The 24,866-nt window shown below is 54.7% G+C and carries 28 protein-coding genes and 2 tRNA genes; 16 read left to right on the top strand and 14 right to left on the bottom strand.

Annotated features, from left to right (window positions below; translation table 11 throughout):
* Positions 1 to 294 (top strand): IS30 family transposase (locus C7386_RS03805; protein WP_116704883.1); only part of this gene is annotated, 294 nt, incomplete at its 5' end.
* A 210-nt stretch (positions 295 to 504) separates the two neighbouring features.
* Here the strand turns inward: C7386_RS03805 and C7386_RS03810 are convergent.
* Both C7386_RS03810 and C7386_RS03815 read right to left on the bottom strand, forming a co-directional pair.
* Positions 505 to 1,185: a DUF4367 domain-containing protein gene (locus C7386_RS03810; protein WP_116704884.1), complete on the bottom strand. Its 681-nt coding sequence runs from the start codon at positions 1,183 to 1,185 to the stop codon at positions 505 to 507.
* A complete protein-coding gene (locus C7386_RS03815; protein WP_116704885.1) occupies positions 1,186 to 1,719 on the bottom strand; it encodes an RNA polymerase sigma factor in 534 nt (177 codons plus the stop codon). It abuts the gene before it with no gap.
* Between the two features lie 198 nt (positions 1,720 to 1,917).
* Between C7386_RS03815 and C7386_RS03820 the strand changes: the two genes are divergently transcribed.
* From C7386_RS03820 to C7386_RS03850, 7 genes are all read left to right on the top strand, one after another.
* Positions 1,918 to 2,604, top strand: a complete 687-nt coding sequence (locus C7386_RS03820; RefSeq protein ID WP_116704886.1) for a hypothetical protein — start codon at positions 1,918 to 1,920, stop codon at positions 2,602 to 2,604.
* A 223-nt stretch (positions 2,605 to 2,827) separates the two neighbouring features.
* Positions 2,828 to 2,903 (top strand) — tRNA-Phe (locus C7386_RS03825).
* A gap of 210 nt (positions 2,904 to 3,113) precedes the next feature.
* Positions 3,114 to 3,189, top strand: a tRNA-Gly gene (locus C7386_RS03830).
* Positions 3,190 to 3,907: 718 nt separating this feature from the next.
* Positions 3,908 to 5,719, top strand: coding sequence for a translation elongation factor 4 (gene lepA, locus C7386_RS03835; RefSeq protein ID WP_110436966.1), 1,812 nt, complete (start codon positions 3,908 to 3,910; stop codon positions 5,717 to 5,719).
* Positions 5,706 to 6,848 (top strand): radical SAM family heme chaperone HemW, encoded by a 1,143-nt coding sequence (hemW, locus tag C7386_RS03840; protein WP_110436965.1) that lies wholly within the window; start codon positions 5,706 to 5,708, stop codon positions 6,846 to 6,848. The genes lepA and hemW overlap by 14 nt, the downstream gene beginning before the upstream one ends.
* A gap of 81 nt (positions 6,849 to 6,929) precedes the next feature.
* Positions 6,930 to 7,199: an ACT domain-containing protein gene (locus C7386_RS03845; protein WP_110436964.1), complete on the top strand. Its 270-nt coding sequence runs from the start codon at positions 6,930 to 6,932 to the stop codon at positions 7,197 to 7,199.
* Positions 7,200 to 7,271: 72 nt separating this feature from the next.
* Positions 7,272 to 8,630, top strand: a complete 1,359-nt coding sequence (locus C7386_RS03850; RefSeq protein ID WP_110437238.1) for a PFL family protein — start codon at positions 7,272 to 7,274, stop codon at positions 8,628 to 8,630.
* 106 nt (positions 8,631 to 8,736) lie between these two features.
* Here the strand turns inward: C7386_RS03850 and C7386_RS03855 are convergent, their stop codons facing one another.
* The 7 genes from C7386_RS03855 to gpr form a co-directional block, all read right to left on the bottom strand.
* Complete coding sequence (locus C7386_RS03855) at positions 8,737 to 9,153, bottom strand: hypothetical protein (RefSeq protein WP_110436963.1); 417 nt, start codon at positions 9,151 to 9,153, stop codon at positions 8,737 to 8,739.
* A 207-nt stretch (positions 9,154 to 9,360) separates the two neighbouring features.
* The gene (locus C7386_RS03860; protein ID WP_110436962.1) at positions 9,361 to 9,696 is read right to left on the bottom strand and encodes an arsenate reductase family protein; all 336 of its coding nucleotides are present in this window, start codon (positions 9,694 to 9,696) and stop codon (positions 9,361 to 9,363) included.
* A 167-nt stretch (positions 9,697 to 9,863) separates the two neighbouring features.
* Positions 9,864 to 10,694 (bottom strand): hypothetical protein, encoded by an 831-nt coding sequence (locus C7386_RS03865; RefSeq protein WP_110436961.1) that lies wholly within the window; start codon positions 10,692 to 10,694, stop codon positions 9,864 to 9,866.
* Positions 10,687 to 11,313: a Ger(x)C family spore germination protein gene (locus C7386_RS03870; protein ID WP_110436960.1), complete on the bottom strand. Its 627-nt coding sequence runs from the start codon at positions 11,311 to 11,313 to the stop codon at positions 10,687 to 10,689. The genes C7386_RS03865 and C7386_RS03870 overlap by 8 nt, the downstream gene beginning before the upstream one ends.
* On the bottom strand, positions 11,310 to 12,758 hold the full coding sequence (locus C7386_RS03875) for a spore germination protein (protein ID WP_110436959.1): 1,449 nt from the start codon (positions 12,756 to 12,758) through the stop codon (positions 11,310 to 11,312). Before C7386_RS03875 ends, C7386_RS03870 begins: the two co-directional genes overlap by 4 nt.
* A gap of 89 nt (positions 12,759 to 12,847) precedes the next feature.
* Positions 12,848 to 13,915 carry a stage II sporulation protein P gene (spoIIP, locus tag C7386_RS03880; RefSeq protein WP_116704887.1) on the bottom strand — a complete coding sequence of 356 codons (1,068 nt, stop codon included), beginning with the start codon at positions 13,913 to 13,915 and terminating at the stop codon, positions 12,848 to 12,850.
* 71 nt (positions 13,916 to 13,986) lie between these two features.
* Positions 13,987 to 14,871 carry a GPR endopeptidase gene (gene gpr, locus C7386_RS03885; RefSeq protein WP_110436957.1) on the bottom strand — a complete coding sequence of 295 codons (885 nt, stop codon included), beginning with the start codon at positions 14,869 to 14,871 and terminating at the stop codon, positions 13,987 to 13,989.
* Positions 14,872 to 15,010: 139 nt separating this feature from the next.
* Between gpr and rpsT the strand changes: the two genes are divergently transcribed.
* From rpsT to C7386_RS03910, 5 genes are all read left to right on the top strand, one after another.
* On the top strand, positions 15,011 to 15,274 hold the full coding sequence (rpsT, locus tag C7386_RS03890; protein WP_110436956.1) for a 30S ribosomal protein S20: 264 nt from the start codon (positions 15,011 to 15,013) through the stop codon (positions 15,272 to 15,274).
* Positions 15,275 to 15,438: 164 nt separating this feature from the next.
* Positions 15,439 to 15,672 carry a hypothetical protein gene (locus C7386_RS03895; protein WP_110436955.1) on the top strand — a complete coding sequence of 78 codons (234 nt, stop codon included), beginning with the start codon at positions 15,439 to 15,441 and terminating at the stop codon, positions 15,670 to 15,672.
* Positions 15,672 to 15,956 (top strand): autorepressor SdpR family transcription factor, encoded by a 285-nt coding sequence (locus C7386_RS03900; protein ID WP_110436954.1) that lies wholly within the window; start codon positions 15,672 to 15,674, stop codon positions 15,954 to 15,956. Before C7386_RS03895 ends, C7386_RS03900 begins: the two co-directional genes overlap by 1 nt.
* On the top strand, positions 15,940 to 16,587 hold the full coding sequence (locus C7386_RS03905) for an SdpI family protein (RefSeq protein ID WP_165815452.1): 648 nt from the start codon (positions 15,940 to 15,942) through the stop codon (positions 16,585 to 16,587). The genes C7386_RS03900 and C7386_RS03905 overlap by 17 nt, the downstream gene beginning before the upstream one ends.
* Positions 16,588 to 16,793: 206 nt before the next feature.
* Positions 16,794 to 17,885: an S-layer homology domain-containing protein gene (locus C7386_RS03910; RefSeq protein WP_110436952.1), complete on the top strand. Its 1,092-nt coding sequence runs from the start codon at positions 16,794 to 16,796 to the stop codon at positions 17,883 to 17,885.
* Between the two features lie 184 nt (positions 17,886 to 18,069).
* Here the strand turns inward: C7386_RS03910 and cysK are convergent, their stop codons facing one another.
* On the bottom strand, positions 18,070 to 19,002 hold the full coding sequence (gene cysK, locus C7386_RS03915; protein WP_110436951.1) for a cysteine synthase A: 933 nt from the start codon (positions 19,000 to 19,002) through the stop codon (positions 18,070 to 18,072).
* A 249-nt stretch (positions 19,003 to 19,251) separates the two neighbouring features.
* Positions 19,252 to 19,923: a uracil-DNA glycosylase gene (ung, locus tag C7386_RS03920; RefSeq protein ID WP_110436950.1), complete on the bottom strand. Its 672-nt coding sequence runs from the start codon at positions 19,921 to 19,923 to the stop codon at positions 19,252 to 19,254.
* A gap of 402 nt (positions 19,924 to 20,325) precedes the next feature.
* Between ung and htpG the strand changes: the two genes are divergently transcribed.
* Both htpG and C7386_RS03930 read left to right on the top strand, forming a co-directional pair.
* Positions 20,326 to 22,236 (top strand): molecular chaperone HtpG, encoded by a 1,911-nt coding sequence (gene htpG / locus C7386_RS03925; protein WP_110436949.1) that lies wholly within the window; start codon positions 20,326 to 20,328, stop codon positions 22,234 to 22,236.
* Positions 22,237 to 22,380: 144 nt separating this feature from the next.
* On the top strand, positions 22,381 to 23,289 hold the full coding sequence (locus tag C7386_RS03930) for a diacylglycerol/lipid kinase family protein (protein ID WP_110436948.1): 909 nt from the start codon (positions 22,381 to 22,383) through the stop codon (positions 23,287 to 23,289).
* 54 nt (positions 23,290 to 23,343) lie between these two features.
* Here the strand turns inward: C7386_RS03930 and C7386_RS13390 are convergent, their stop codons facing one another.
* The 3 genes from C7386_RS13390 to C7386_RS03940 are packed head-to-tail and all read right to left on the bottom strand — an operon-like array spanning position 23,344 to position 24,730.
* On the bottom strand, positions 23,344 to 23,568 hold the full coding sequence (locus C7386_RS13390) for a hypothetical protein (RefSeq protein ID WP_165815453.1): 225 nt from the start codon (positions 23,566 to 23,568) through the stop codon (positions 23,344 to 23,346).
* Positions 23,569 to 23,594: 26 nt separating this feature from the next.
* Positions 23,595 to 24,179 (bottom strand): dipicolinate synthase subunit B, encoded by a 585-nt coding sequence (locus tag C7386_RS03935; RefSeq protein ID WP_110436947.1) that lies wholly within the window; start codon positions 24,177 to 24,179, stop codon positions 23,595 to 23,597.
* Complete coding sequence (locus C7386_RS03940; protein WP_165815454.1) at positions 24,176 to 24,730, bottom strand: NAD(P)-dependent oxidoreductase; 555 nt, start codon at positions 24,728 to 24,730, stop codon at positions 24,176 to 24,178. Before C7386_RS03940 ends, C7386_RS03935 begins: the two co-directional genes overlap by 4 nt.
* Here C7386_RS03940 and C7386_RS13395 point away from each other — a divergent pair.
* A complete protein-coding gene (locus tag C7386_RS13395; protein ID WP_158574396.1) occupies positions 24,729 to 24,866 on the top strand; it encodes a hypothetical protein in 138 nt (45 codons plus the stop codon). The genes C7386_RS03940 and C7386_RS13395 overlap by 2 nt on opposite strands.

Below are 24,866 nucleotides of genomic sequence, written 5' to 3' on the forward strand. Positions count from 1 at the left end.
GATAACGGCAGCGAATTTGCCAATGTAGATGGCATGGAGAACTCCGGCCTGCGCAAGAGTGAGAAACGCACGAAAGTATATTACTGTCATGCCCACCATAGCTGGGAGCGTGGTTCTAATGAGAACGCTAACCGTCTAATCCGGCGATGGTTTCCAAAAGGTACTGACTTCTCCAAGGTGACGGCAGCACAGATCGCTGCTTTGCAGGACTGGATCAATAACTATCCACGCAAGGTTCTCAGTTGGGCAACCTCTAATACAGTGTACGAACTGTATATGCAGCAGCAGGAATAAGCCATCAAAATCGCATATTTTCTCATTTTAGGAGTGGCGAAAAAAGTCACTCCTTGTTGGCGTGCTTAAAATACCTCGAATTACCCTAAAAAAGTGCTTATAAAGTGTAAAAAGTAAAGGCATTGTGTATGATGTACACAATGCCTAAAAATCTTCTATCAATTTGTGTTAATTTTGCTCTTGCTACTCAGCTGTAATATCAGCAGAGAATTACTGCAGATTCTCGATGAGTTTGCGGCAGGTATCAGCGGACAGGCTGCTGTACAGGTGATAGACGATGTCATCGTGCGTCCAGAGGAGCGTGACCGTGCCGTTTTTCTCGATCATCGTAACCGGGCTGCCGTGCAAAGCAAATTCGGTAACGGATGCGTTTTCTGTGTCCACGAGCTTGTGTGCCTCCGAAGTGTCCGTAATCCGGGTGCAGGTCAGGTCGAGAAAATCGGTAGTGCTCTCGTAGGTGACGGTATAGCCGTTAGGTGTGCTGTGCTCATCGGTTTTGTGCATGGTATCCGGCAGATCGAACAGAACCGGCGGTGTGAACGCCTTGCTGTCGGTTTCGGACGGCAGGGCCGATGAAAAACGATAGTCGGTCAGGTCGTTAAACACGCGCACGACAGTATTGATAAGCGATACGCGGTATGCCTCTACGCTCATCGCGCAGCCGAACGAAACCGCAGCGGAAAGCAGCAGAACAGCGGCCGTGCGGCGCGCAAGACGGAGGCTCCGGTTAAACGCTGCAGAGTGCTTTTGTGCACGCACCAGACGGCGCATTTCACGCCGGAATTTTCGGGAGAAACGGTGCTCGGGCAGCGCATCCGGCGTGCAGGCTTGCAGCCACAGTTCGCGCGCTTCGGCGGCCTGCGCGGACAGCATATCGTCAGTGATCTTCATTTACGGTTCCTCCATCTCGCTCAGCGCTGCGCTGAGTTTTTCCTTGGCACGCTGGATGAGCTTGCGCACGTTCGGCTCGGTCGTATCCAGAATATTCGCAATCTCCGCGTTGGAATAGCCGCAGTCGTACCGCAGGAGCAGTACCGAGCGGTAACGCGGCGGCAGGGACGCGATAGCGGCGGCCAGTGCGTCGCGCGCGGCGAGACGCTCGATCTCGGCGGCAGGCGCAGCTCCAATATATTCCTCGGCAAGCGGCAGGACATTGCGGCGCTGCTTTTCGCGGTACAGGTCGATTGCTTTGTGCTCGGTAATAGTGACGAGCAGCGCACGCGTTTTGTGACACCTTGGTGAAGAAATGGTATCCAGAATTTCGATGACTTTGAGAAAAGCCTGATGCACCACGTCCTCCGTATCGCTGCTGTTGCACAGAATGCGGTTTGCGGTGTAGTACATCAGATTTTTGTATTCGCTGTAAAGAATCTCGAACTTGGACTTGTCCGCATCCGAGTCGATCATTGCCAGATAGAGAAACATTTTTACGCCTTCCTGCCTGTTATTTTAGCAGATTATAGCATATTGTGTCCGGCTGTGCAATCCAAAGAGCGGATTTGCAGGCCGGTTTTTCTCATGCCGCAAAAATTCAAAAATTTTTGCGGGAGCGTGTCACAAAACCGGAAGGACATTCGTCTATATAGTATGAGCAGGACAGGAGAGCCGGAAAGGAGGGAGTGCATGAACAATCGCAGGATATGGTTTCGATTAGGCGGCGTACTGGCTGCGGCAGCTGTCTGCACAGGCGGTGCGGCCGTTGTCTCCGACCGTGCGCAGGAAGCGAAAAATGTACAGAGGGCGTTCCTCGGCGCGATGGAAACGCAGATGCGGATAGGGTGCTATCCGTCGGAGACCGGCTCACCGGCCGACCTGACCGAGCGGGAACGCACGGAACTGCAGACGGCATACACTTCACGGGTGGAGCAGTACTACACCGAGAAAAATCCCTGCAGAAAACGATACATTGCACTGAACGAGGATTTTCTGACGGCTTGCGATTCTGATGTAGAATACAGCGAGTTCGGCGGCGTGGCCGACTGCCGATTTGACAGCGTGCGGCTGTATGCAGACCGAATGACGGCGGTGGTGCAGGCACAGACCGTTGTTTGGGATAAACGGATCTCCGGCAATCCGGAGCAGGGATTTTCGGTGGAGCTGCCGGTCAATCGGGATACCATCACTGCGACTATGAAGAAAGAGAACGGCGTGTGGAAACTGGACTCGATTGATTCACAGATCAGTCTGTCGGCTGCCGTATCGGCGGATGATGAGGTTTGCAGAGAACGCTATCCGACATTTGAAACGGCAAGGCAGGTGGCAGACAGTATAGATGACCAGGCATACATAAAGGAGGCGCGTTTCGCTTGAACTATTTTGGGCTGCACCGTGTGGCTGCTCCCGCATGAAAAGGATAGAGCGGCGGACTTGTTGTGGGGACAAATCCGCCGTAAACGGAAGAGAAAAGTGAAACAGTCACAGACTGAACTGCTGTGACTGTTTTCGTCTGCTTGCAGAATATACAAAAAATTTTGAAAAAAGTTGTTGACATTTCTGAGAGAATATAATATACTAAACAAGCGCTGTAAAAAACGCCTCTGTAGCTCAGTCGGTAGAGCAGGGGACTGAAAATCCCCGTGTCGGTGGTTCGATTCCGCCCGGAGGCACCATTTTTTAATGAGTGCCATTGGCACTCATTAAAAAATAATACCTCCGTGCTGAGGAATCGAAAGCTGGCTCTTGGAAATATGCCGGTGGCATATTTCAACCAGCGTGGCTTTTTCCGCAGAAAAAGCGATTCCGCCCGGAGATGTAGCGTCGGAGCGGCAAGTAACCCATCTTCGAGTCAAAAAATCGCGTTAGCGCGAAAAACCAAATATGCGGCTGTAGCTCATCTGGTAGAGCGCCACCTTGCCAAGGTGGAGGTAGCGAGTTCGAGCCTCGTCAGCCGCTCCAAATCAAAGGACACCGATGTAATTCGGTGTTTTTCTTTTATCCGTAGCACACTCGCTTCCTCCACCTTCGTAAAATCAGAGGTCGGGGTCCCCGTGAAAGCCTGCGGCTTTTGCGGGGTGTGGATGCGAGTTCGAGCCTCGTCAGCCGCTCCAAATCAAAGGACACCGATGTAATTCGGTGTTTTTTTTATCCGCAGCACACTCACTTCCTCCACTTTCATAAAATCAGAGGTCGGGGTGTGGATGCGAGTTTGAGCCTCGTCAGCCGCTCTAAATCAAAAAAGCACCGATGTATTCGGTGCTTTTTGTTTTACCCAAACCGCCAGCCACTGTTAATTCTTTGTCGGTTTACCGCTTCACCATGATAGTGCAATAACCGCTTTGCATGAAATTCCCTTTATCAGAAAATGAAATTTATGAAAAAATACAAAATTCACGTTTGCAGCAGAGAAACAAACGCAAACTGCGAAAGAACGCTTGTGACACCCCGTCAAATATGCTATAATGAGCCTATATTTGAGGTAACACCGCACAATGAAAGCTGCGGTGCTTTGCGGAAATTTTGCGCCCTGACTTCGTTCCGGTTTCACGGTAATACAGCAAGTATTACCGCAAAACTGTGTATAGTCAGTACACGAAATTTACTCGCAAATCACACTTGTTCCATTATGCGGTATTACCTTGTTCGCTTTACAGTTTACAGATAAGGAGCTTTCGACGTGAAAAATCGCGAGCAAATTCGCAATTTCTCCATCATTGCGCATATTGACCACGGCAAATCTACGCTGGCAGACCGTCTGCTGGAGCAGTGCAAGGCCGTTTCCGTGCGTGAAATGGAGGAGCAGCTACTCGACAATATGGAGCTTGAGCGCGAGCGCGGCATTACCATCAAGGCGCGTGCTGTCCGCATGGAATATACCGCGGACAACGGCAAGACCTACGAAATGAATCTGATCGACACCCCGGGACATGTGGACTTCAACTATGAGGTTTCGCGTTCTCTGGCGGCGTGTGAGGGTGCGCTTCTGGTTGTTGATGCGGCACAGGGTATTGAGGCGCAGACGCTCGGCAACACCTATCTTGCCATTGACGCCGGTCTGGAGGTCGTGCCGGTCATCAACAAGATCGACCTGCCGGCGGCAGACGCGCCGCGCGTCAAGAAGGAGATCGAGGATATCATCGGCATTCCGGCAGAGGACTCGCCCGAAATTTCCGCAAAAATGAATATCAACATTCACGAGGTGCTCGAGCGTATCGTCACTGATATTCCGGCGCCGGAGGGCGATGCGGATGCGCCGCTGCGTGCGCTCGTGTTCGACAGCCAGTATGACCCGTACAAGGGCGTTGTCGTTTACATGCGCCTGCTTGACGGCAAGATCTGCCCGGGCATGAAGGTCAAAATGATGGCCACCGGTGCCGAATTTCAGGTGCTTGAGTGCGGCTATATGCTGCCGCTCGGTCTGTCTCCGCAGCAGGAGCTGTGTGCCGGTGAGGTAGGCTACTTTACCGCCTCTATTAAAAAGGTATCCGACACTCGTGTCGGCGATACCGTTACCGGTGTGGAAAATCCGACGCCGGAGGCGCTGCCCGGCTATCGCCCGGCACGTCCGATGGTATTCTGCGGTATTTACACCGAGGACGGCTCCAAGTATCCCGACCTGCGTGACGCACTTGAAAAACTGCAGCTCAATGACGCAGCGCTGTCGTTTGAGCCGGAAAGCTCGGTCGCACTCGGCTTCGGCTTCCGCTGCGGCTTCCTCGGTATGCTGCACATGGAGATCATTCAGGAGCGTCTCGAACGCGAGTTCGACCTCGACCTTGTTACCACGTTGCCGAGCGTTATCTATGAGGTCAGCAAGACCGACGGCACCGTGCAGCGCTGCGATAATCCGCACGATTATCCGAGTCCGGATGTTATCGAGGAGGCTCGCGAGCCGTATGTCAAGGCGTCCATCATGACGCCGCAGGAGTTTGTCGGCAACATCATGCCGATGTGCCAGGACCGCCGCGGCATTTTTAAGGATATGCAGTATCTGGACTCCAATTTGGTCGAGCTGCATTACGAAATGCCGACCGGTGAGATTATTTATGACTTTTTCGACGCGCTCAAGGCTCGTACCAAGGGTTATGCATCGCTCGATTATGAATTTATCGACTATCGCAAGAGCGATCTTGTCAAGGTCGATATGCTGCTCAACGGCGATCAGGTGGACGCGCTGTCCTTTATCGCGCACCGCGACAAGGCCTACGGCCGTGCCCGCCGTATCTGCGAAAAGCTGAAGGAGAATATCCCGCGTCAGCTGTTTGAGGTGCCGATCCAGGCAGCCATCGGCGGCAAGGTCATCGCTCGTGAAACCGTCAAGGCGCTTCGCAAGGACGTACTGGCTAAGTGCTACGGCGGCGATATCACGCGTAAGAAGAAGCTGCTCGAAAAGCAGAAGGAAGGCAAGAAGAAGATGCGTGCGCTCGGCACGGTTCAGCTGCCGACCGAGGCTTTTATGGCTGTGCTTAAACTCGATGAAGAAAACTAACGCTGCAACAGGCGGCAAGCCGCTCGGCCTCTACCTGCACATCCCGTTCTGCGTGAAAAAGTGCGCGTACTGCGATTTTTATTCGATCACGGATGCGTCACTCAAAGCCGATTACACGGCGGCGCTGATTCGTGATATAAAGGCGTACGGCGAACGCTGTTCCGGTTACACGGTCGATACCGTGTACATCGGCGGCGGCACGCCGACCTGCCTTGGCGCAGGCTATCTCAGCGAGATTTTACAGGCGGTCGGGGCATGCTTTGCAATTGCGGAAAACGCCGAAATCACGGTGGAATGCAATCCGGAGAGCACGGATCAAGCGGTGCTGGAGGCCATGCATAAGCACGGCGTCAACCGGCTCTCGTTTGGCGTGCAGGCGGCGCACGACACCGAGCTTAAACGCATCGGCCGTATCCACGACTTTGCGCAGGCACAGGCAGCCGTAGAACTCGCACGGCAGTGCGGCTTTACCAACATCAGCCTTGACTTGATGTACGGCCTGCCGGACCAGACGCAGGCGCAGTTTCTCGACTCGGTAACGCAGTGTTTGACGTTGAATCCGCAGCATTTGTCGTGCTACGGACTCAAACTGGAGCCTGCAACACCGATGGGACGTGAAAATCCGGTTCTGCCGGATGACGACACGCAGGCAGATACCTATCTTGCCATGTGCAGACTGCTCTGCAGGAACGGCTTCGAGCACTATGAAATATCAAATTTCGCAAAACCGGGTTTTCGTTCCCGGCATAATTTCAAATACTGGGATCTTTCCGACTATCTCGGACTGGGACCGGGCGCCCATTCTTTCCTGAATGGCCGCCGGTTCGCGTTTGCCCGGGATATCAGGGCTTATATCAGCGGTGAGAGCATCCCGCAGGACGAGGAGGAGGTCTCGGACTTCCGGCGGCAGGGCGAATACCTGATGGTGCGTCTGCGTACCTCGGACGGTGCGGATATGCACGATCTCGAAAACCGATACCATGTCAGTACGGCTCCTTACGAGCAGGTATTCTGCATGCTGGAAAAGCACGGTCTTGCCGCTCACGAGGGAACACGGTGGTATCTCACCGAACAGGGGTTTCTGGTTTCCAACAGCATTATCAATGCTGTGGTGGAAGCCGGAGAATAATTGAGAACGACGGATTCTCAATTTTCCATTATTCATTTGTTTGTGATAAATTAACATATACGCAAAAATGGAGGAATCACTATGCGCGCAGTAATCACAGTAACAGGCAAGGACCGTACCGGTATCATCGCCAAGATTTCGAACACGCTCTATGAGCAGCAGGTCAACATCATCGACATTTCGCAGAACGTCATGGAAGATGTATTTGCAATGGTTATGCTGGTAAACATCGACAAGTGCACCGTAGACTTCAACACGCTCATCGACCTGCTTGACAAGGATGGTGAGGAACTCGGCATGAAGATTCACACCATGCACGAGGACATCTTCGACGCAATGCACAAAATCTGACAAATTGACGGAATCGAGAGCAGGTAACCGATTCTCAACTCTCAATTTTTCAGGAGGTTTAGTTAAATGTCTATGATCAACACGAAAGATATTCTGGAAACCATTAAGATGATCGAGGAGGAGCACCTCGACATTCGTACCATCACGATGGGCATTTCGCTGCGCGACCTTGCAGCGGACGACATCAATGTGCTGGCAGACAAGGTATACGACAAGGTAACGCGCCGCGCGGAAAAGCTGGTTGCCACCGGCGAGCAGATTGAGCGCGAGCTTGGTATCCCGATCATCAACAAGCGTATTTCGGTAACGCCGATCGCCATGGTCGGTGCGACCTCCTCGGCAAACAGCTATGTACCGCTGGCCAAGGCGCTTGACCGTGCCGCTGCGACCACTGGCGTCAACTTCGTCGGCGGCTTCTCGGCTCTGGTGCAGAAGGGTTTTGCCAAGGGCGATGAAATCCTGATCAACTCCATTCCGGAGGCAATGGCGGAGACCAATCTGGTCTGCTCGTCGGTCAACGTTGCGTCCACCAAGGCGGGCGTCAATCTGGATGCCATCGGTCTGATGGGCCGCATCATCAAGCAGACCGCAGAACTGACCAAGGACAATGATTCCATGGGCTGCTCCAAGCTGGTCGTTTTTGCCAACGCGGTAGACGATAACCCGTTCATGGCCGGTGCGTTCCACGGCATCGGTGAACCGGAGACCGTTATCAACGTTGGCGTTTCCGGTCCGGGCGTTGTGCAGTCCGCAATTCGCCGCGCAGGTGACTGCTCCATCGGCGAGGTAGCTGACGTGATCAAGAAAACTGCGTTCAAGATCACCCGTATGGGCCAGCTGGTCGGCGCACTGGCAAGCCAGCGCCTGGGTGTGCCGTTCGGCATCGTTGACCTGTCTCTCGCACCGACGCCGGCGATCGGTGACTCGGTTGCGCGTATTCTGGAGGAAGTTGGTCTGGAGGTCTGCGGCGGCTGCGGCACGACCGCAATCCTCGCGATGCTGAATGATGCCGTTAAGAAGGGCGGCGTTATGGCATCCTCGAGTGTCGGCGGTCTGTCCGGCGCATTCATTCCGGTTTCCGAGGACGAGGGCATGATTGCGGCGGCTCAGGCAGGCGCACTGACCCTTGAGAAGCTCGAAGCAATGACTGCGGTATGCTCGGTTGGTATCGACATGGTTGCTGTTCCGGGTGACACCACTGCTGAGGTCATCTCCGGCCTGATCGCGGACGAGATCGCAATCGGCGTTGTCAACACCAAGACCACTGCTGTCCGTGTTATCCCGGCCATCGGCAAGGGAGTCGGTGATATGGTCGAGTTCGGCGGTCTGCTTGGCTCGGCTCCGATCATGCCGATCAAGACCGGTTCTCCCGCGAAGTTCATTAACCGCGGAGGCCGTATTCCGGCTCCGATTCAGAGCCTCAAGAACTAACTGCATAAAGCGCATAAAAACAGCTCAGCAATGCCTGAGCTGTTTTTATGCTATGCCTGTGAGACGAAAAGACGCCCGCTCAAAAATGAGTGGGCGTTTATTGTTTTTACCGGTTCTCGTTGCCTTTTTGGCACATGGCAGTGAAAATCACGCCTGCACCGGAGACAACCCCTACGCTTATCCACAGCTTGGATGAGCCGTCAGACAAGTGCACCTTGAAGCTGTCAGACGTTGGGATATCGTTCTCTGCAATATCAGTAGCCGAAACCTCGTTATCGCAGGTTTCACCGGCCGGAATCGGTCCATCGGGAATGTCGATAATGATCGGCTCATAGGAAATCTCCGGAACCTCGGAATCCGGACGGTTTACAGATGAATCAGTCTCGTTCTTTGAGATCTCTGAAACGAAAGCAGCGTCCGTCTCCGGAGAATCTTCTGCTGCAAAAGCGCTGATGCCGAGCATATTCAGACTCAGGCTGGCGGTGGTCAGCAGAACAAGAAAACGCTTGCCTTTTCTCTTCATGAGCTCTCCCTCACTTTCGCATGAAATCAGAAGCATAAATCAATGCCGCTTCTTATTATCGAACATAGTTTATCAGACAGCAGATACAGAAAGAGGGTATATTTTGCGAAATGACAGCATTTTCCTAAAAATATTTTATACAAGGCGCTAAAGCGGACAACGGACACGGAAAAAGCCGTTCTGAGGCATAGAACGGCTTTGGAGAAGTTATTCCCACTGCTCCCAAACATCGGGCTGGTAGCCGACAGTTGCCTGACGGCCGTTGCGGACAATTGGCGTTTTCATCAGCGTGCCGTCCTCGAGCAGCTTTTCCTTCTTGTCCTCGTCGTAGGCGAGGTAGGCAAGCGACGCATAACTCTTGCTTTTCTGGTCGAGCAGGTTGTCCAGTCCGCCGACAGCCTTCAGCACGCTGTCCAGTTCACCCTTGGACATGCCCTTTTGCGCAAGGTCGATCATCTGGAATTTAATGCCGCGCTCCTTGAACCATCGCTGCGCTTTTTTGGTATCAAAACACTTGTTTTTACCGAAAATCTGAATATTCATGCCGTAATCTCCTTTGCTCTGCTGTTTGCATTATAGCAGAATTGGGAGAGGAAAACAAGGGCAATACCGCATAATTGAACAAGAGCGATTTGCGCAAAGCGCCGCGGCAGCGCGACCGGAGCCTGCGCAAGGAACCGCAGTTTTAATTGTGCGGTGTTGCCCAAATCCTATTGCGGTCGGCGCAGGTGCAAAACGCCGCAGGTGCGTGTGAACGGATACAGCAGCGCGCAGACAAGTGCGGCGCATCGGCCAACCTCACACAGGAGGAGCGGCACTGCGAAGAATACCTCGCCGTGTCGGGCAAAATTGCCGATGGCAGCCAGTCCGGCGGCAGTGAACGCCGGATAGGGGAGTAGGGCAGCGGTGTTAGCTCCAAGCAGTAGCACTGTGCGCAGCAGCAGGAGTGCGAGCAATGCACCGCCTGCGCTGAGTCCGCGCGACACGCTTGCGGACAGCCTGGTCTCCGGCAGAGAAAACGCCAGTACGACCGATGCCGGCAGCAGGGAGTACAGAATATGCCGGAATTGCGGCAGCAATGCCGCTGTCGGTGCGGAAAAGCTGGCAGGCGTAAGCTGTGTGAATGTCAGCACGCCGGAGAGCAGGAGTACCGTACCGGCAAGCCACGCAATCGGCAGTGCCCACATGGCACAGCGGTTGAGCCCCATTGATGCCATGAACAGGATGCAGACTGTCAGCAGCACAACTGTGCTGCCGCATGAGCGTCCGGTGAACACGGTCTTCTGCAGGAAAATGCTCATGCGGGCGATGGATGCAAGCAGCGGAAACAGCGAGGTCAGGGCGAGCACCCATTGTGCAGGAGCCGAATGCCGAATACGGTCGGACAGCCTTGCTGCTCCGATACCGGCCAGTGCACAGACCGTACACGCGAGTGCAGCGGCGTACACGCTCTGCCCGTCGGCGGGAAGATACAGTAATTCGCTCATCGGCAGCAGGGCAAACAGCGCCGTACACCACCGCGGAAACAGCCGCTCACGCATAGGCGCCACCGCCGATCTCACCGTCTAAAAAGCAGTTCAGCCGTTCGTTTTTGAACACTGCCGTGCCTGCCGGTGCTGTCTGTCCGAACGCATCCACGCGCAAGGCCGGAAGAATGGCCGTGCCGTCTGCGTGCAGCACATCGGTGACGCGGTACAGCGGCATATCCGGCAGAATGCCGTCCTGCGCGGAGCGGTCAAGCAGCTCGCTGAGCGCGTACACCTCGTTGTCGTTCTCCAGCAGCTCGGCGGCAGAGCCGTCCCGCACGACGGCTGCCCGCAGGCTGAGCCGCACATCGTTTTCACGGCAAAGATAGTCCGCCAGCGGAAGAATGCTCTCGGAAACCGCATCCTCGCTTAAAAGCAGCACCTGTGCATGGCTCAAATACAGGTCGCCCGGCAGGATACTGCGCAGGTTGCGCAGTGCGTCCGTTACATCGGTTCCGGTGGCGGACAGGTAAGCCGGTGCGGCGGTGTCGTCCGGCGAGTCCTGCCGCACAACCTCGGCGGTCAGGCAGTACACACCGTTTTTGCAGTCGAGCGCAAGCGCGGATACCGGCGAAACCTCTCTCGCACAGCCGCACAGCAACAGCAGCAGCGGCAGGAATCTGAGCAGATTCACGGGCGTTCCTCCTTCGACGGGCGTTTGACGGCAAAGCGGTCGCAGCGCATGAAAAACCATGGATAGCGAAGCCAGGTGTCCTCGTGCTCGGCAGAGATGCGCGGCACCAGATTGAGCAGATACGGTACCGAGCACGAGTGCATGCGGCACAGTGCTGCGAGTGTTAATCCGAGTGCAAGACCAACGCCATACAGTCCCCAGGAGGCTGCAGCAGCGAGCAGCACGAAGCGAAGCCACAGGGCAGCAGTCTGCAGCTTGGGCACCATCAGACCGGTGACACCCGCGATAGCGACTACGATAACGGTCGGTGCGGCGGCAAATCGCGCGGAAACTGCCGCGTCACCGAGCACCAGACCGCCGACAATGCTCATCGTCTGTCCCATGGCACCGGGCGTTCGCGCTCCGGCTTCCTTGAGCGCCTCGAGCACGAACAGCATCAGGAGAATCTCCCAACCGATGGGAAGGGGAACGCCGCGCTGTGCGGCGGAGACAGCGAACAGCAGCCGCGCGGGCACTAATTCTCGGTGATAGAGCATGAGTGCGGCGTACATGGCGGGAAACGTGATCGTGAATACAAATCCGATGACACGCAGGATGCGCGAAAGATTCGCCTGCAGAAAGCTGATATAGTAGTCGTCGTTGGACTGAAAGCACTCCTGAAACAGAAACGGCGCTGTGAGCGCTACCGGACTGCCGTCCACGACAATGACGCACCGACCCTCCAGCATACGGGAAGCGGCAACGTCCGGCCGTTCGGTCGTGCCGAGTGTCGGAAACGGCGACCAGCGGTGGTCGCGGATGCGCTCGGCAAGATAGTTGGAGTCGAGCACACTGTCGATATCGAGCGCGGTCAGACGCGTTTCCAGACGCTCAACCAGACTGTTTTCACACAGTCCGGCGATATAGCACAGGCACACGTTGGTGTTCGTGCGGCTGCCGACGCGCATAAACCGGAATTTCAGCCGAGGGTCGTTCACGCGGCGGCGGATGAGCGCCAGATTGGGCATAAAGCACTCGGTGAAGCCCTCTCGCGGGCCGGAAAGCACGCGCTCGTTTTCCGGCTCGGCGGTGCTGCGCTTGTCGAAGCCCTTGGTGTTGACGAGAACCGGACGTGCATCGCCGTCAGTCAGTACAATGGCGTCGCCGTAGAGAAAGGCGGCAAATACCTTGTTCATATCGGTTTCCACGCGGCATTCGTCGGCCTGGAGCACAGCGGCGGCGAGTATATCGGCGGAAAGCCGCGGCTGCTCACAGCGCAGGATCGGCCGCACAAGGCTCTGGTTGATGGCAAGGGAATTTACCATGCCGTCAAAGAAAAACAGCGCACAGCGCAGTCCGTTTTGACCGATGGCACGCCGTATGATAAGCGTATCGTCGTTCCGGAACAGCTCCTGCATCATGCGGATGTTTCGTTCCAGATCGGCGGTAAATGTGATCGTTTCCATAGTTTCACCCCGAGTTAGGGTGCGCACTATGATAAAAATTATTCGGAAAGTTATCTTGTAGGGCGGGGTGACCTCATTCCGCCCTGCGGTCAAGTGGTCAATTCGGCCGAAAGAACCTCGCCAAATAATTTGATTCCCTTCAGCGCTTCTGTCATCGTATTGCCCGACGAACCTACCTCCACCAGAAACGCGCTGTGCGTTGCATGCTGATTAAAACGCTGGGTCCGCAGATTAAGCGGACGCATGAGCGTCGGATAGGTGCGGTTGAGCCGGTACTGCAGCGATGCTGCACGCTTCAGGTTCTCCTGCCAGTCCGGGTGATACAGGCCGCCGTCATCTGTGCCGACCACAAGCATAAGCTGTGCAGTTTCCTCGCCGTTTATCGTGCAGGAGGTCTTGTAGGCGCGGCCGTCATCGGTCAGGATCGAGTCGCGGTGCACATCAATGACGGTTGTGATGGATGGATATTCTGCCAGCGTGTCCTCAACCACGGCAAGCGAGCGGTCATACGCGCCGGTGTACACGGGCGAATCGAAAATTTCGCGGATATGTACGGCCTCAATGCCGTTGTTCTCGAGGACCTTCTGCAGCTCGTCACCGACGCGCACTACATTGTAATTGGTATCGGTCGTGCGCTCGGTCTCGGTCGGTGTATACGGAAAAGCGGCATCCGGCGTGTAGCTTTCGCTGCTGTGTGTGTGATAGATAAGCACCTGCGGCCCATCTCCATCAGCGGAAAAATGCTCGTCTGCGGCCAGACAGTCTGCCGCATCCACGTCATACGAGGTCTCGTTGTTGATGGAGACCGTGGCAGCCTTGTCAGCGGCCGACAGCACCGGATTGTCGTTCTCGGTGTCGGACGAGGGCACATAGGTGCTCTCTGCAAGCGGATTTTCCGCCTGCTCATCCCGCGCTGCGGCAGCCGTGCGCGGCGTGTACACCTCGGCGGTATCCTCCGGCGAAACGCCGAACTCGAGCGCCATTGCGCGGGTGACAAAGCCGCTGTTGCGAGCCAGACCAGTCAGTGCCTTTTGTGCGATCGGCTCGCCGCCTGCCCGGGAAAAAATCAGCAGCGACAGCGCCAGACAGAGGGTGATGGCGGCAGGCAGGCGGATGCCGCCTCTCGATCGGAATTTCTGATGTTTACGCCGCTTCATTGCGCCATCCTCCTTGCTGTTTCATGCTATCTATCATACGCCGTACAGCGTGCGAGTATGCCCGAAACCTGTCACGAGAGGTACAGGTCGATATCGGCAACACTGAGGTGCGGATGCAGCGCCATGTTGACCGCATAGCCGATCATGCGGGAGATGTCGGCAACCTCGCGGTCAATGTCGCGCGTGGTGATCATCACCGGCTGAGAGAGGTCGTCCAGCGCTTCGCAGGCAGGCTGCCCGAGCTGGCTGCTGATCTCATGTGCGAGCGTTGCACCGTCCACCACGGTCGGCACGCCAACGGCGATAACCGGCACGCCGAGTGTTTCCTTGTTGAGCGCTGCGCGGGCGTTTCCCACGCCGGCCCCCGGCGTAATGCCGGTATCTGCCAGCTGAACCGTACGCAGCAGCCGCGACAGCCGACCGGCGGCAAGCGCATCCACGGCGATGACAGCGGCAGGGCGCACGCGGTCGAGCACACCGCAGATGACCTCGCCGGTCTCGACGCCGGTCTGTCCGAGCACACCCGGAGCCAGTGCGGAAACGGGCCGCCAGTCCGCGAAAATAGCGGGTGACTGCGCTACCAGATGCCGCGTAGCAATGACATGATCGGCGGTCTGCGGACCGATGGCATCGGGGGTTATCATACGGTTGCCCAGCCCGGCAATGAGCACCGGACCGTCATTCGGATGCGGCAGCAGCTCGCGCAGCAGCGTGCTGAGCGCCTTGCAGGCACGCGGAAACGCATCTTCCTCACGGCGGATGAGTGCATCCAGCTCAAGCGTGAGATAGCGCCCCTGCGGCTTGCCGATCTCGCGGGCAGCATCCTCTGAGAGAATGCGTACCTCGTGTACGGCGAAGCCCTCAAGCGTGCGATCGGACTGCCGGACATGCGGCAGGGCAGCGGCTGTTTTATGGTTTTCGATTGCCTCAACGGCCAGATCGGTGCGGAAAGCCATGCGCAATCCCTCCTTACAAGGATAGTTTTTTCGAGGAAAAAGTTTTTATGCAGAAAATGAAAAAAACACTTGCTTTTTTTGTGAGAAGATGATAGAATAATATCACTGTTGAATAGAAAACGAAGGAGGTGTTTTCAGAATGCCCAATATTAAGTCTGCAAAGAAGCGCGTTAAGGTTAACTCCGTAAAGGCGCTGAACAACCAGATGGCTAAGAGCGAGCTCAAGACCACTCTGAAGAAGTTTGATGCTGCGATTGCTGGCGGCGATAAGGCTGAAGCAACTGCTGCTTACACGACCGCTGTCAAGGCTGTCGATCAGGCGGCTGCCAAGCACCTCCTGCACAAGAACAATGCGTCCAACAAGAAGAGCAAGATGACTACCAAGCTCAACGGCATGGCGTAAGTTCTGGTATAGAACATCGAAACCGCAAGTTTAACTTGCGGTTTTTCTTTTTGCATCATTTAGATATTTATCGAAATGTGTTGACAAATGCAGAAACTGTGGTATACTGAAAACAATTAGATGATCATCTAATTAACAGGATAACGAGAAGGGCGGTGAACGGAATGGACATTACTATTCTGATTTGCGCGATTGCGCTGATTTTAGCGGCAATACTGGTACTCTGGCAGGCAAAAGCGCTTGCAAGGTGCGATTTAATTTGTAAATCCTGCGGCACGAAGCAGAATCTACCGTGGAAGCGGCTGGTTTTCCGCACGCATGTGGGAAATGACTGGCAGCTATATTGTCCGGTCTGCGGACGCAAAACGTGGTTTGCCGCACGAAAGAGGGGACAGTAATGGGGTTTCAGCAGAGCTTTAAGGCACTCAGCGATCCGGTGCGGCGCGAAATTCTGTCGCTGCTGCGGCGCGGACCGATGGCGGCGGGCGATATTGCGGCGCACTTCGAGGTGTCGGGCGCAACCATTTCGCATCACCTGTCCGTCCTGCGGGATGCGGGTCTGGTGCTGGATGACAAGCAGGGCAAGTACATTTATTATGAGCTGAATATGTCGGTCGTGGATGAGATTCTCGAATGGATCAGCGCCTTGAAAGGAGATGTCAGGAATGAAAAAAATCAGTAGACTGCAGGTGACGGCGTGGGTGCTGTCGCTGCTGCCGGCGGCAATGACAGCGGTGTTTTACAGCAGGCTGCCCGCGGAAATTCCCATGCAGTGGGATCTTGCCGGCCATATGAATTACGAAACCAGATGGCATTTGTGGATCGTGGCCGGGATGGCACCGCTGTTTGCGGTTCTGTTTTACTTTCTGCCGCGGTTTGACCCGAAAAGCAGGAACTACAGCAAGTTTTACGATGTCTATATCGGGTTTCAGATCATGATCGACCTGTTCCTGACCGCAATGTGCGGTATCTGTATTGCGGAAGCACTGCGTCCGGGTACGGTTGATGTGCCGACAGTCGTATGTCTGCTCGTCAGCTTGCTGGTGATGTGCCTCGGCAACATTATGCCGAAGTTTCGCATGAACTGGTACTGCGGACTCAAAACACCGTGGACGCTGTCGAGCGAAACTGTCTGGACGAAAACGCATCGTGTGGCAGGCCGCATGATGTTTGCGGCGGGTATTATCGGTGCGGCAGGCTCGTTCGTTCCGAACGAAATTGCAAAGTTTGTGCTGGTGCTTGCGCCAATGGTGGCGGCAACGATTATCTCGACTGTTCTGAGCTGGCGATGGTACCGCGCAGAACAGCAGTGATAGACGAAAAATGAACTTTGAAAGCGCGGTTTGCTGGAAAACCGCGCTTTTCTTGTATAAAAAGGTTAAAATTACAGAATGGTTACAACAAATTTAGTCATATTTTAACTTGTCAAGTGGGGAACGGTGTGCTATAATTTTGAAGCAAGTTTACATAGGTGGGGAATACACCCTATCTATCATAACCACTGAGCAAGGAGAATATTATGAAAAGAACGCGAAAGCTGGTGACCGTTGCGGTGCTGGCGGTTGCGGTGGTCGTAAGCGCGATCACGGCAGCCTATGCACTGAGCGCGAACACCGTGGAGACGTATGCGTATCTTCCTGAACACTCGGTTTACTTTTATGATACAGCAGGAGAGTACGCGTGGGCTTCCCGCGAGGTTGATACGCTTGCCGTTGCAGGCGTGATCAAGGGCGGCGGAACCCATCTGTTTTATCCGGGCAACGCCATTACCCGAGCGGACTTCATCGTTATGCTCGACCGCGCCTATGGCATGAGTGAAGCGCTCGACAATGGTCAGGTCAATTCGAACGGCTCGTTTGTCGATGTGCCGAGCAGCGCCTATTACAGCAAGGCGGTTATCGCGGCGAAAGCCTTCGGCATAGCGGCGGGCACCGCGACCGGTGAGTTTCAGCCGCAGCAGAGCATGACCCGTCAGGACGCAATGGTGTTCCTCAAACGCACGATTGACCGCACGGCGCTCAAACTGGGCACCGGTTCGGTGAGCAGCTTCTCGGATGCGAGCAGGATTTCCAATTACGCGAAGCCTTCCGTCAGTGCACTGGTCGGTGCTAAGGTGATCGGCGGCTCGAAAGGAAAGATCAATCCGCTTTCCAAGGTAACGCGTGCGGAGATGGCGGTGATGCTCTATCGGGCAACGCATTTGACCGTGCAGAGCAGCGGCGCTGTGTATCAGAGCCGCGGCGATCTGGTCAACCTGTGTATCGGTACGCAGAATTACTGCGATGTTGTGATCGAGAACTATGATCCTTCGGTGACGTATACCGGTCTGATGGGGTATACGGATTTCCGACGAGTCGGCGGCGTTACCTACGTTTCGCTGAGCGGCAAACGCGCGATCGACCGCACGGTAACGTACACGAACGGCGTGTTCACCTTCGCAGACGGTGAGGGTACAGTGAGCATTCCGGCGGCCGCCGATTGCGTAGCTATCGATGTCAGTCAGCCGTACCATCAGCTGAATGCGCCGACAAGCACCGGCAGTACCTACCGGCATTGCTATCCCTCCATCGAGGACGGCACGGTTACTGCAATTTATTATTCCAGGATATAACGAAGCCACCCTGCTTTCGCAGGGTGGTTTTTCGTTGTTAAATTCGTGGGCGGAAACTGGAGAAACGTTACGTTCATTCTCCATTTTCTATTAAAAAGACACCTCCGCTATGCAGAGGTGTCTTTTTTATACATTTGGAGATGAATGGATTTTTGGAGAGAATTGCAGGATTTGAGAATTAAAATTACTCGGAAACCAGCGGGGTGGACAGGTAACGGTCGCCGGTATCAGGCAGCAGAGCTACGATAACCTTGCCGGCGTTCTCCGGACGCTTGGACAGCTCAACAGCAGCCCACAGAGCAGCACCGGAGGAAATACCCACGAACAGACCCTCGCTGTGAGCGAACTGGCGAGAGGTTTCAAATGCATCCTCGTTTGCGACACGAATAACTTCGTCGTAAACCTTGGTGTCGAGTACATCCGGAACGAAGCCGGCGCCGATACCCTGAATCTTATGCGGGCCGCCCTTGCCGGTGGACAGTACCGGGGAGGTATCCGGCTCAACAGCTACTACCTTGACATTCGGGTCCTGATCCTTCAGGTACTTGCCGGTGCCGGTTACGGTGCCGCCGGTGCCTACGCCTGCAACGAAGATGTCAACCTTGTGACCGGACTGCTCCCAGATCTCGGGACCGGTGGTTGCGTAGTGCGCAGCCGGGTTTGCCGGGTTTACGAACTGACCGGGGATGAAGCTGTTCGGGGTCTCCTTAGCCAGCTCGTTTGCCTTTGCAATCGCACCGGACATACCCTTCGTGCCTTCGGTCAGAACCAGCTCAGCGCCGTATGCCTTCAGCATGTTGCGGCGTTCAACGCTCATGGTTTCCGGCATGGTGAGGATGATGCGGTAGCCGCGGGAAGCTGCAACTGCTGCCAGACCGATGCCGGTGTTGCCGGAGGTCGGCTCGATAATGGTTGCGCCCGGCTTGAGTGCACCGGACTTCTCGGCCTCGTTGATCATGGCGTTTGCGATACGATCCTTAACGGAACCGGCCGGATTAAAGTACTCCAGCTTTGCGAGAACCTGTGCATTAGCGCCAGCCTTAGCTGCAAACTTTTCAGCCGCATACAGCGGGGTGTTGCCGATCAGGTCGGAGAAGCTCTTTTTAATATCAGACATGGGATAAACCGCCTTTCAAAATTAAGAAAAATTAGAATGTGATGTTAATAAGGAATGATGGGAAAACTCAGTCGATGCAACATCGACACATTCGCCGGATCATCATTGAGATCACTCTCCTTAATTCACTTTAATCATATGTGTTTTGTATGAATTAAATATACAACCGAAACTCCTGTTTGTCAATAGGAATTTTGAAAAAAGTCAAAAAAACTTCCGCACCCGGAAAATGGTGCGGAAGCTCACGATTTAATGATTGAGATCCCAGTCGATGGGGTCGATGCCGTGCGCTTCGAGAAACGCATTGCATTTGGAGAAGTGCTTGCAGCCGAAAAAGCCATTGTACGCCGACAGAGGAGAGGGATGCACGCTTTCGAGCACAAGGTGCTGCGGTGCAGTGATGAGTTTCTTTTTGCTACGGGCATTGCCGCCCCAGAGCAGAAAGACGATTGGCTGCTCATGCTCGTTCAGCTTTTCGATTATATGGTCGGTGAAGGTCGTCCAGCCGAGGTTTTTATGGCTGTTCGCCTGCCCGCGGCGTACGGTCAGAGTCGTGTTCAGCATGAGCACACCGCGCTCCGCCCACTTGGTGAGCGTGCCGTCCTTGGGAGGTACAATGCCGAGATCACTCTGCAGCTCCTTGAAGATGTTCTGCAGGCTCGGAGGCGGCTGAACACCTGGCTGAACCGAGAAGCAAAGTCCGTGCGCCTGTCCGGGACCGTGATACGGGTCCTGCCCGAGAATGACGGCCTTGACCTTGGAATACGGCGTGTACCGCAGAGCGTTAAAGATGTTCTCTGCCGCCGGATAGATGGTCTGCTCGGCGTATTCCTTTTTCAGCCAGTAGCGAATGCGCTTGTAATAATCCTGCTCAAACTCACCGGCAAGGATCTCGTCCCAATCGTTGCCAAGATGTACCATGCTATCACTCCACCATTTCAGTTGTTCTAACTTTTTTGTCGTTTTATGTTTTATAAAGTATAAAAAGTATAACATACTGACTGCGATGTGTCAAAGTGCAGTTTTTTTGCCGCTTGTGAGCGGTGAGAGTTTCACGCTCTGCGGAGCGCAACTCCCTCGCTCAGGTTCAGCGAAAAACCTGCCGCCCGGACAGGGTATATTGCTAACGCAACTCGTGTGCCCCGGTCAATCGGTGCAGAGAAAAGACGGATGTTTAAACGGCTTGATGACCGTTTTTGAATAAACCATGAATTTTGTAAAGCCCTCTTGATTTTTTCTGACTTTGGGATTATTATATCAATGTTGGCACTCGGTGATTGAGAGTGCTAATACCAAACAACAAACACAGAGGTGTATGTAATCATGGCAACCAAGCAGTTTAAGGCAGAATCCAAGCGCCTGCTCGATTTGATGATCAACTCCATTTATACGCACAAGGAAATCTTTCTGCGTGAGCTGATCTCCAACGCATCCGACGCAACGGATAAGCTCTACTATAATGCAATGAAGGAAGGCAAGACCGGTATCACCCGCGACAGTCTGCCGATTGAGCTGACGCTCGACAAGGCAAACCGCCGCTTTATCATCGAGGACCACGGCTGCGGCATGACTGCCGAGGAAATGGAGAACAACCTCGGTACGATCGCGCATTCCGGTTCGCTGGCGTTCAAGAACGAAAACGAAAAGCAGGACGACATCGACATCATCGGTCAGTTCGGCGTTGGCTTCTATGCGGCATTTATGGTCGCAAAGCATGTTGAGGTCGTATCCCGTGCGGCAGGCAGCGACGAGGCCAACCGCTGGGAGTCCGACGGTGCGGACGGCTACACGGTTGCACCGTGCGAAAAGGCAGAAAACGGCACGAAAATCGTGCTGACCATCAAGGACAATACGGAGAACGAGAATTACGATGAATTTCTCGAGCCGTACCGTATTCAGGGTCTGGTAAAGAAGTATTCCGATTACATTCGCTATCCGATCAAGATGGATATGACGCGCTCCCGCATGAAGGAGAAGCCGGCGGATGCAGGTGACGACTATAAGCCGGAGTGGGAGGAGTACACCGAGAATGAGACCCTCAATTCCATGGTTCCGATCTGGAAGAAGTCCAAGAAGGAGCTGAAGGACGAGGATTACAACAGCTTCTATACGCAGAAGTTCTACGATTATCAGCCGCCGCTGTGCCACATCCATTCCAGTGTGGAAGGCGCGGTAACGTACACGGCAATGCTGTTCATCCCGTCTCACGCGCCGATGGACTACTACACCAAGGATTATGAGAAGGGTCTGCAGCTGTACTCCAACGGCGTACTCATCATGGACAAATGCGCGGATCTGCTGCCAGATCATTTCAGCTTTGTACACGGCATGGTCGATACGGCAGATCTGTCGCTCAACATCTCCCGTGAGATGCTGCAGCACGACCGCCATTTGAAGGCCATTGCGCAGAGCCTTGAGAAGAAGATCAAGAGCGAGCTGCTCAAGATGCAGAAGGATAAGCGCGAGGATTATGAGAAGTTCTGGGCAGCGTTCGGCCGTCAGATCAAGTACGGTGCTTATGTTGAGTACGGCGCGCACAAGGAGCTGCTGCAGGATCTGCTGATGTACCATTCCTCCACGGAGGACAAGCTGGTATCGCTCGCGGAGTACGCTTCCCGCATGAAGGAAGACCAGAAGTATATCTACTATGCTTGCGGCGAGACCATCGACAAGATCAAGCTGCTGCCGGTTATGGAAACGCTGTCCGACAAGGGCTACGAGGTGCTGTGTATGGATGACAGCATTGATGAGTTCTGCGTCAAGATGCTCGCTAAGTACAACGACAAGGAATTCAAGTCCATCGCGGATGCAGACCTCGGTCTGGACAGCGAGGACGAGAAGGAAGAGATCAAAAAGCTGAGTGAGGACAATAAGGATGTCCTCGAAGCGCTCGGCAAGGCGCTCGAGGGCAAGGTTAAGAAGGTCGAGCTGACCAGCCGTCTCAAGAGCCATCCGTGCTGCCTGCGTGCCGAAGGCCCGGTAACGCTCGAGATGGAGAAGGTGCTCAACCAGCAGGCTGCTGTCAACGGCGGTCAGAGCGTACACGCAGAGCGTGTTCTGGAGCTGAATGCCGAGCACCCGATCTTTAAGAAGCTGTGTGCGCTGCAGGCAGAAGGCTCGGATAAGGTAAGCACCTATGCGGATATCCTGTACACGCAGGCGCTGCTCATCGAGGGTATGCCGGTGGATGATCCGGTGGCTTACGCAAATGCTGTTTGCAATTTGCTCTCCTGAGATATATAATAATATAGTTAGTATATAATAGATTATATACGCGGGGATAAAAGAGTGAATGATTGATGGATTGAGAATAGCGATGCGGCTCGGCTGTGTCGATACTACATTTTATTTATGAACAAAACCGGAAGGTGATGAAACATGAAGAGAATGCTGTGGATACTCAATCCGCATGCGGGACGCGGTGCAATGAGCGGAAAGATCATCGGCTGCGTAACCGCATTTCAGCAGGCAGGATATGATGTGACGATTTATATCACGCAGGGTGCGCAGGATGCAACGCGTGTTGCACGGGAGCGTGCGGGCGAGTTCGATCGCATTGTGTGTGCAGGCGGTGACGGTACGCTGAACGAGGTGATTACCGGTCTTATGCAGGCGGAGACCCGTCCGGTTCTCGGTTATGTGCCTGCCGGTACAACAAACGACTTCGCGTTCAGTCTGGGCATTTCCAAGGTGCCCGCTGAGGCGGCGGTTATTGCTGCAGGCGATACGCTGCAGGCGCTGGATATTGGCCGCTTCAACGATCGCTATTTTAACTATATTGCGGCGTTCGGTGCGTTTACTGAGGTCTCCTATGAGACACCGCAGCAGACCAAGAACATTTTCGGGCGTGCTGCGTATATCATCGAGGGCATTAAGGCGCTGACCAACATCAAAACCTACCACATCCGCGTGAACAGCGCGGAAACGCAGATGGAGGACGATTTCATCTACGGTATGGTGACAAACACGGTGTCGGTCGGCGGCTTTAAGACCATCCGGCCGGATGGCGTGGCGCTGGATGACGGGCTGTACGAGGTGCTGCTCATTTACCCGGTCGAAAATCCGATGGAGCTGCAGTGGCTGGCGAATGACCTGCTGACGCACAATATCGAATCTAACCGCTTCGCGTACTTCCGCACGTCAAAAATCAGTTTTTCGTCCGATGACGAGGTAACGTGGACGCTGGACGGCGAGTTCGGCGGTGCATTGCACAATGTGCAGATTACCAACTGCAGCCGTGCGATCACATTTGCCACCGGCAAGGAGCCGGAATGCAAAGAATCATAAGAAAAGTCCTGCAGAATGCGAGCTTAACCGTGATAAGGAACGAATGCAGTCTTATTATGGATAGCCGATGGATTCAGGTGTGCAAGGACCACAAACGCAAAGACAACCGCCCATTTCCGAAAGGAAGGGGCGGTTGATTTTTTGCTGTTTATCAAAAGCAAACTTATTCAATTTCATGGACGAGGTGGAAATCTTCGTATCGGCAGAGCCCGGGATCACAGAAAACGGCGTGACTTTCACGGTCACACCGTTCTTTGCGGCACAATAATTACTTGTCACGATTCAGTGTCAGCTTTGCGGGGTTTTTATACGTTGGGTGCAAGCAGGATGGGCTGAAGCTGTCTGCCGTTCATGGCTGCGTCAATGGCAGCGGGAATCAGCGTCATATCTGCGACAAGCGAGCGCGGCTTGCTGTGCGGCGCATCCTGCCGGAGCGGCACGAAATAGTAATGCCGGCGATTCAGCAGCGTGCCGAGATTGGCGGCGCTGCCGGACAGACCGTCGTTGGTGGAGACCGCCAGCACGACCGGACGTTCTCCGCGCAGATGGCTTTTGACCGCCATGGTTGCAGGCGTGTCCGTCAGACCGTGCACCAGTCTGGCGAGCGTATTGCCCGTGCATGGAGCAACGATCAGTATATCAAACAGCGCCTTCGGTCCAATCGGCTCGGCGGAAACAATGCTGTCGATAGGGGAGATGCCGGTGAGTGCGGTCAGCTCCTCGCGCCAGTGCGCGGCGGTGCCAAAGCGGGTGTCGAGTGTACCGGCGCTGTCGGACAGAATCGGCGTGACCGTGTCGCCGCGCTCGATGAGTGCTTGTATAACCGGCATGACCTTGGCAAAGGTACAGAACGAACCGGTCAGTACAAAGCCAATGCGGAGTTTGCTCATAAGATGCCCTCCTCGTGCAGAATGGTGTCCACGGTATCGAATACCGCGCGTGCAGCGCTGAGCGGTGCTACCTTGCCCGGAAGAGACAGTGCGTGCAGCACGCGGCAGCCATCCGGAAGCAGGGTATCGGCGGCAACACCGCCCGGCAGAGATGCAAGATCAATGATGAAGCAGGGCGGTTTCATGTCGGATAGTACCTCGGTTGTCAGGATCGGAGCGGGTACGGTGTTGAAAATCAGGTCAAAACCGGCAAGGTGACCGGCGAGCCTGCGTGTATCCAGTGCGTGCAGTCCTGCGGCGGCGATGCGTGCAAAATCACGCGTACAGCGTGCGGAGACTGTAACCTGTGCATCGAGAGCGTACAATTTGCGTGCAAGAAGCATGCCGATCCGTCCGGCACCAATCACCAGACAGCGTGCATTTTGCAGCGTGAACGCAGTTTGCTCCATCGCGAGCTGAAGTGCTCCCTCGCAGGTAGGGAAGGCGTTAGCGGTTTGGCGCATAAACGGGTTTGCTTTCGCATAGACTGCAAGCGAAGGAGGGATAGCCATGAAACTGACCGAACAGGAGCAGGCTGCTGTTTCGCGCGGCATGATCGAGGGTCTGCTCCGCGCTTTGCACGCGGAAGGCGTGCTGCCGCCCGAGCGTCTGGAGCTGGTGCTCGAGCTGCTGTGCGCAGGCCGCTGA

It is taken from the genome of Agathobaculum butyriciproducens (genome assembly GCA_003096535.1).
Lineage (GTDB): Bacteria > Bacillota > Clostridia > Oscillospirales > Butyricicoccaceae > Agathobaculum > Agathobaculum butyriciproducens.

Excerpts from the sequence above, each read along its gene's own strand:
- C7386_RS03905 (WP_165815452.1), top strand. The coding sequence starts at position 15,940 with ATGAAAAAAATCAGTAGACTGCAGGTGACGGCGTGGGTGCTGTCGCTG.
- C7386_RS03815 (WP_116704885.1), bottom strand. The coding sequence starts at position 1,719 with ATGTTTCTCTATCTGGCAATGATCGACTCGGATGCGGACAAGTCCAAG.
- C7386_RS03930 (WP_110436948.1), top strand. The coding sequence starts at position 22,381 with ATGAAGAGAATGCTGTGGATACTCAATCCGCATGCGGGACGCGGTGCA.
- ung (WP_110436950.1), bottom strand. The coding sequence starts at position 19,923 with ATGGTACATCTTGGCAACGATTGGGACGAGATCCTTGCCGGTGAGTTT.
- C7386_RS03865 (WP_110436961.1), bottom strand. The coding sequence starts at position 10,694 with ATGCGTGAGCGGCTGTTTCCGCGGTGGTGTACGGCGCTGTTTGCCCTG.
- spoIIP (WP_116704887.1), bottom strand. The coding sequence starts at position 13,915 with ATGAAGCGGCGTAAACATCAGAAATTCCGATCGAGAGGCGGCATCCGC.
- C7386_RS03845 (WP_110436964.1), top strand. The coding sequence starts at position 6,930 with ATGCGCGCAGTAATCACAGTAACAGGCAAGGACCGTACCGGTATCATC.
- C7386_RS03895 (WP_110436955.1), top strand. The coding sequence starts at position 15,439 with ATGGACATTACTATTCTGATTTGCGCGATTGCGCTGATTTTAGCGGCA.
- cysK (WP_110436951.1), bottom strand. The coding sequence starts at position 19,002 with ATGTCTGATATTAAAAAGAGCTTCTCCGACCTGATCGGCAACACCCCG.
- hemW (WP_110436965.1), top strand. The coding sequence starts at position 5,706 with ATGAAGAAAACTAACGCTGCAACAGGCGGCAAGCCGCTCGGCCTCTAC.
- C7386_RS03820 (WP_116704886.1), top strand. The coding sequence starts at position 1,918 with ATGAACAATCGCAGGATATGGTTTCGATTAGGCGGCGTACTGGCTGCG.
- rpsT (WP_110436956.1), top strand. The coding sequence starts at position 15,011 with ATGCCCAATATTAAGTCTGCAAAGAAGCGCGTTAAGGTTAACTCCGTA.
- C7386_RS03810 (WP_116704884.1), bottom strand. The coding sequence starts at position 1,185 with ATGAAGATCACTGACGATATGCTGTCCGCGCAGGCCGCCGAAGCGCGC.
- C7386_RS03850 (WP_110437238.1), top strand. The coding sequence starts at position 7,272 with ATGATCAACACGAAAGATATTCTGGAAACCATTAAGATGATCGAGGAG.
- C7386_RS03900 (WP_110436954.1), top strand. The coding sequence starts at position 15,672 with ATGGGGTTTCAGCAGAGCTTTAAGGCACTCAGCGATCCGGTGCGGCGC.
- C7386_RS03940 (WP_165815454.1), bottom strand. The coding sequence starts at position 24,730 with ATGGCTATCCCTCCTTCGCTTGCAGTCTATGCGAAAGCAAACCCGTTT.
- gpr (WP_110436957.1), bottom strand. The coding sequence starts at position 14,871 with ATGGCTTTCCGCACCGATCTGGCCGTTGAGGCAATCGAAAACCATAAA.
- C7386_RS03935 (WP_110436947.1), bottom strand. The coding sequence starts at position 24,179 with ATGAGCAAACTCCGCATTGGCTTTGTACTGACCGGTTCGTTCTGTACC.
- C7386_RS03875 (WP_110436959.1), bottom strand. The coding sequence starts at position 12,758 with ATGGAAACGATCACATTTACCGCCGATCTGGAACGAAACATCCGCATG.
- C7386_RS13395 (WP_158574396.1), top strand. The coding sequence starts at position 24,729 with ATGAAACTGACCGAACAGGAGCAGGCTGCTGTTTCGCGCGGCATGATC.
- htpG (WP_110436949.1), top strand. The coding sequence starts at position 20,326 with ATGGCAACCAAGCAGTTTAAGGCAGAATCCAAGCGCCTGCTCGATTTG.
- C7386_RS03860 (WP_110436962.1), bottom strand. The coding sequence starts at position 9,696 with ATGAATATTCAGATTTTCGGTAAAAACAAGTGTTTTGATACCAAAAAA.
- C7386_RS03910 (WP_110436952.1), top strand. The coding sequence starts at position 16,794 with ATGAAAAGAACGCGAAAGCTGGTGACCGTTGCGGTGCTGGCGGTTGCG.
- C7386_RS03855 (WP_110436963.1), bottom strand. The coding sequence starts at position 9,153 with ATGAAGAGAAAAGGCAAGCGTTTTCTTGTTCTGCTGACCACCGCCAGC.